We start from the raw sequence: 5,332 nt of genomic DNA on the forward strand, positions 1-5,332 counted from the left end.
AACCATCCGTATTCAAAATATTTAGATATTGTTGATAAATCTTTTGTCTCAGAATTTAGTGATAATAAAGAATTCAATTCCCCTTGGCATATTTCTACTGATGTTACGCGTCGAGAGGATAATATCAATGGGTGGCGAGGAACAAATAATTATTCTAAGATGGGAGAACAGCATAAAGTTTCACAAATACTTTGTGTTTTGAGGAATGCATTAGCGCATGGCAATATTTTTGTGGAAGGAGATAAAGATAATATTATTGATAATATGTTTTTTGTTGCTAAACCCCAAAAGTCAGAGAAAGGAAAATACTGGGCTGTAATAGTATCACCCAAAGATTTTCGCATTTTTCTACATAAATGGTTTGATTTTATTTTGGAATTGGATTTTAAATTTGAAGAAGTCAAGGAAGATATAGAGGAGCCATAACAAGGCTAGTGTTTTAAAGTTTTTGCTATTCTATAAATCTCATTTTGCGACTCCCACCCGATAAGGGTTTCGATGTCTAGTGGCTAATTCTGCATTAACAGACTGAGCAAATTCTTGTGCAGATTCATTTTTCCATTCACAGGGAAAGACGATAGCGTTGAGACTATTGGCAATTTCAATGCAAGTGGAAAATGAAAGAATGTCTACAATGATTACGACATCACTAATGGGAGCTAATTGTTCAACTCCCTTTTTTCCCCACTCACAACGAATTTCAAAATTAGATTGATTGTAGAAAGTCATGTTTTTATTTATTGGGTCCAAGTGCGTTCAGATACACTAGAACCCGAATTGGATAACTGCTTTAAATCAAGCATTTCGAGAGCGAGTGACTGAGGCTTGTGAATGTAAAAAATCAACTTTTATGGGTTATGTACATAAAAGTTGAATTATCTAGCCAAGATTAGTCAATGAGTTGTGGACTAGGAATTTGTGTATCAATCTCTGCTTGAGATAAAGAGGGAATTGACCAATTACCCTCACCTGCTTTAAATATTTTGGCAGGTTCAACATTCAATTCAATTGCACCAGTAGCAGGATTGGTTTTAGCGATTGATTGTGTACCATCAACAAACTTAACAGCGATAGCATCAGTCAATTGTTCTGGTTGAGAATTGGGACTGAGAACTACCTGAGTTCCTGCGGGTAGATAAATACCATCACAATCCCAATCATCATCAGTGATTTGTCCAGCAGCTAAGTAATAAAGTTGAGTGGGATATTTTTTCCCTTTGTTAGCATAAACAGCTAATGTTTTTCCTGTTTCATTACGGCATTGCGCCCGCTTATTGGCAGTTTCAATGATAGTTTTTTGAGACTGTAGTTGTAATACCCTCTGCTGAAGTTGTTCAGGTGTATAACCAGCTTCTTCAGGTGTGTTCTGAAGTGGCAAAAGGTGATTGAGTTCCTGAGTTATCTCAGTATAATCAGCCCCTTTGGTGAAATTCTTAGCTGCCCAAGAGGGTTGAGCGATCGCTAAATTTACGAATAAGACAAGGGTAACAATGACGAGTTTAATAAACTGCATATTTTTTTTCTCCTGTGTGGGAAATCAGAATTTGTTTTCACTAAAAATTGAAAACAATTTGAATAATTAGTATTGTAGATAATTTACTTGAGTGTTGTTATTAATTTCTTAATTCATTAGAATAAAATAATCAATCTTTCGGAGGATGAAAGTTTTCCAGTTTGCTTCGATTTACCCACCGATTAAGAAATTCATTTCTAGTTAATGGGACTTTAATTTGTATTTGTTTAGAACCTAACTTAACTATCTCAGCAGTAATCCTTTGAACATCTGGAGAATCTGCACGGGGCGTATAAAGCCAAATTACTTTTTGTCCTACTTGAAAATAGTCAGCATTGCTCGTTAAATGGTTTGTTTCTGCCCAAGAGGGGAGAGCAATTACTAAATTGACTAAAATTACTAACACTACTAAAGAAAATCGTAAAAGTAGCATAACTTTGGCACTGATTATAAACTTTGAGTTTTAAATTTTGAATTTTGAACTATTTTAATTAGTCCTACTAAACATAAACAACTAGCAACTAAAGCAATGGGAGTGAGGGAGGCACTATCTATGATAATAAACACACCTAAACCTATCAATACAAAAGGAACAAGATTATTACCGTGACGAGTGAGAATATCAGCGATCGCCCTCTGACAAGTTAGTTTGTAAGTCACATAACACCAAACCCCAACCAGCAGCAAGAAGACTGCAATGATCACCAATAAACTCGAAAAGCTAGTATGAGAAAACAACGGCATATAAATACCAACATTATCACTACCATTAGCAATGGTAATAGCCGCTACACTATAAGCTTGGGGAGAAACAAAACTAGCAAAAGCAGAACCATGAGTTAATTCAAATTCTGATTCTGTTTCCGATGATGAATCACTTTCAGGATTGAGTAACCTATTGATGCCGATAGTAATAGGTACTAAACCGAGAAGTCCAACCCAATGGGATGGTAATATTAAACCTCCCAAAAAACCAACCATACTAGCAACTATCAGAGTACAGAAACCCAAATACTGACCGATCACAATATGCCGACGACGGAAAGTAGAATTAACCTGAGAAAATAACAGTGTGAGGATAACCAAATCATCCAAGTTTGTCGCGGTAAAAGCTGTAATTCCTGTAGGAATAGCAGTTAGAAATTCTTCCATTTTTATTTCTCCTTAATCTTTTAGCTAGAATTGCTCAACCTAATATTAGGTAATATAAATACTTGTAGGGTTCTTAAATTCAGAGCAGAGAGAGTTTAATTTAGAAATGCATCGAGTTAGATAATATTCAAACTCTCAGGCTCTAGAGTGATGAAAACGTAATTGAGACACACTTTTAGTGATGAGTCAATTTATGAATGACTTTCTCGCTGTCTCCAATTGGTTGATCAGCCTCAAACATTATATTAATGACATTTCCTTTAGGGAATTTGTTATTGGTTTGTGCATAAATTCCTGGTAATATAGCTACTTTTGCTTCTTTATTCTCTTTGCCAGGAGGTGCTAAAACTACCTTCAATTCTTTGATAACTTGTTGTTGCTCTTTGACAATTTGAGTTAGTTCGTTTAATTGTTGACTGTGCAATTTATCCAATTTTTCATGGAGGAGTTCAATATTTTGTCCGGCTCTGATATTTACTTGGTGGTCAATGTCTGCATTTTTGCGATCTGTATCAGATTGGCGATTCTGACTCATTAATACAATGGGGGCTGTGTAAGCTGAAGCAAAGGAAAACACTAAGTTAAGCATCATGAATGGAGATTCATCCCAGTGAGGAACTCCAGGCATTAAATTGATTCCTACCCATCCTGCTAAAATAGTGCTTTGGCAAATGAGAAATTTCCAAGAACCTACTTGGGCTGCAAATTTATCAGCTAAGTGTTGTCCAGCAGTCAAGTCGTCAGAAGCGATATTTTGAACTACTGTTGGTTGTTGCACTACAACATGGGGGTTTTGATTTTTTTTAATGTTTTTAGTATTCATGTTGCACCTCGTTTGTGTGATTTCAATTTTTGTTTGACCTGATGACATTTAATGTACGCCGACTAACTGATAGAAGCAAATACTCTTTCTTTTTAAAACGATAAATAAAAGTGATGCTAGAAACCCTCAATACCACATCGGCTTTGTGATCTAGTAAGGGTGATATAGCAATCCTAAATAAATAAGATATGAACACCTCTTTTTCTCTATCTCTGCGTCTGGAGCAGTATGGCTAACGCCACGCTTTGCTATCGTTTTAAAAATTCCGTGATTCCTCCGGCATACTACGTGAACATAAATCAAATAGGATTGCTATATCTATATCTATATCTATATTAGGTATCAGGTAAAAATAATGAGTGCTAATATTTAGTTGGAAATTGATCAGACAGAAGATAATAAAATCTGTTCAAAGGCTTTGGAAATAGCTGTTTGAAACCTCTGTCTATGTTTGAGTTTGAAAAAGGGTCTGACTATTTCCACATTCACACCAGAACCTTGGCGATCATCTATCGTTTGAATAGCTCGTAAAGTCTCTAGTTGCAGTTCTTTTTTGACCATCAACTCAGAAATCCCAGTTGCACCGACACCACTTTCGACAGCAGCTTTTGCCATTTCTCCACTGTTAAAAACCAATGTCACATTGAGTTGATCAAGATTAATTCCCCAATTTTGCAAGGCTTCCTCAAATCTTTGCTGTGTTCCTGAACCAGGTTCTCGCATGACCCAAGGAGTTTGATATAATTCAGTGAGGCTAATTTTTGGATATTCAAACCAAGGGTGAGTTTTACCAACAACAATTTGTAGGCGATCGCTCCCAATAATTTCATACTCCAAAGTATTTTGCAATGATGCTTTGACTTCTCCTTCTATCAAACCCAAATCAAACTGTCCTGTTGCTGTTCCTACACAAATTTCCTCTGTATTAGCAAGGGTACAGTTAATTTCAATCCCCGGATATTGACTTTTAAATTCACTAATCTTACTTGGTAGCCAGTAATTACCAATTGTCAAACTTGAACCTAATTTTAGTTCACCTCTTTGTAAATTATTTAATTCCCGTAATCCCCTTTCTGTCAACGTGACTTGGTTAAGAATTTTCTCTGCTTCCAGTTGCAATAATTTACCCGCTTCCGCAATTTCAATATGGCGGCCAATGCGATGGAACAACTTGATTCCATATTCTTGCTCTAAGTTTTGGATCGCTGCACTTACCGCAGGTTGAGTAATATATAGCTCCTCGGCTGCACGGGTAAAGTGTAGGTGTTCGGCCACAGCGATAAAGATGCGTAGCTGATCCAGTGTCATTCCTGCCATTTATAACTATTCCTTAAAATATTAGTTAAAATTGAATTATCAGAATTCATAAATCAGTCTAAAACTCAAATAAAACTGCTGTGTAAAGTTAAAATTTAACTTTGATTATCCAGATAAGACTTACAAAAAAAGGGAATAGGGAACAGATAAGAAACACTCATTTATACCAGTTTAAAGCTCAGTCACTAAAAAGATGTTTTTAAAAGATGCGTAGCCCGAAAAAAAACAGTATCATTATTTCAATCTCGTGTTTTTAAATAAGTAATCAGACACAATTAATTACACAAAAATCTGGTCTAAAATCCTTGACCGACAAAGGATTGGTAAATAACTAATATGTAATTAATTGTGCCCAGGTACTTATGAGTTTTTTCTGTTCCCTGTTGCTTCGGAGTTCCCTCTGAAATTTTTACAAAATTAAATTCCCATCCTATTACGAGTGTTTTATATTTAATGTTTGACGTACTGAGAAATTAATTTTCACGCAGAACTTGTCAGATTAATCTGAAATTTGAGTTGTTGTTTTT

At 35.6% G+C, this 5,332-nt stretch carries 7 protein-coding genes; 1 reads left to right on the forward strand and 6 read right to left on the reverse strand.

What is annotated here, in order from left to right; genetic code table 11:
- The coding region (locus IQ228_RS20305) for a hypothetical protein (RefSeq protein ID WP_193964167.1) at nt 1–426 on the forward strand (426 nt) is incomplete at its 5' end.
- A gap of 39 nt (nt 427–465) precedes the next feature.
- Here IQ228_RS20305 and IQ228_RS20310 read toward each other — a convergent pair.
- The 6 genes from IQ228_RS20310 to IQ228_RS20335 all read right to left on the reverse strand — a co-directional run bounded on the left by IQ228_RS20310 (nt 466) and on the right by IQ228_RS20335 (nt 4,805).
- Nucleotides 466–729 (reverse strand): hypothetical protein, encoded by a 264-nt coding sequence (locus tag IQ228_RS20310; RefSeq protein WP_193964169.1) that lies wholly within the window; start codon nt 727–729, stop codon nt 466–468.
- A gap of 160 nt (nt 730–889) precedes the next feature.
- The gene (locus IQ228_RS20315) at nt 890–1,513 is read right to left on the reverse strand and encodes a hypothetical protein (protein WP_193964171.1); all 624 of its coding nucleotides are present in this window, start codon (nt 1,511–1,513) and stop codon (nt 890–892) included.
- Nucleotides 1,514–1,643: 130 nt separating this feature from the next.
- Entirely contained in the window at nt 1,644–1,946 is a 303-nt protein-coding gene (locus IQ228_RS20320; protein ID WP_193964173.1) for a hypothetical protein, read from the reverse strand.
- A gap of 14 nt (nt 1,947–1,960) precedes the next feature.
- A complete protein-coding gene (locus IQ228_RS20325) occupies nt 1,961–2,665 on the reverse strand; it encodes a cadmium resistance transporter (RefSeq protein ID WP_193964175.1) in 705 nt (234 codons plus the stop codon).
- 175 nt (nt 2,666–2,840) lie between these two features.
- A complete protein-coding gene (locus IQ228_RS20330) occupies nt 2,841–3,488 on the reverse strand; it encodes a DUF1003 domain-containing protein (RefSeq protein WP_193964176.1) in 648 nt (215 codons plus the stop codon).
- A gap of 384 nt (nt 3,489–3,872) precedes the next feature.
- Nucleotides 3,873–4,805, reverse strand: coding sequence for a LysR substrate-binding domain-containing protein (locus tag IQ228_RS20335; protein ID WP_193964177.1), 933 nt, complete (start codon nt 4,803–4,805; stop codon nt 3,873–3,875).
- Between the last annotated feature and the right edge of the window lie 527 nt (nt 4,806–5,332).

It is taken from the genome of Dolichospermum sp. LEGE 00246 (assembly GCF_015207865.1).
GTDB classification, from domain to species: Bacteria; Cyanobacteriota; Cyanobacteriia; order Cyanobacteriales; family Nostocaceae; genus Dolichospermum; species Dolichospermum heterosporum.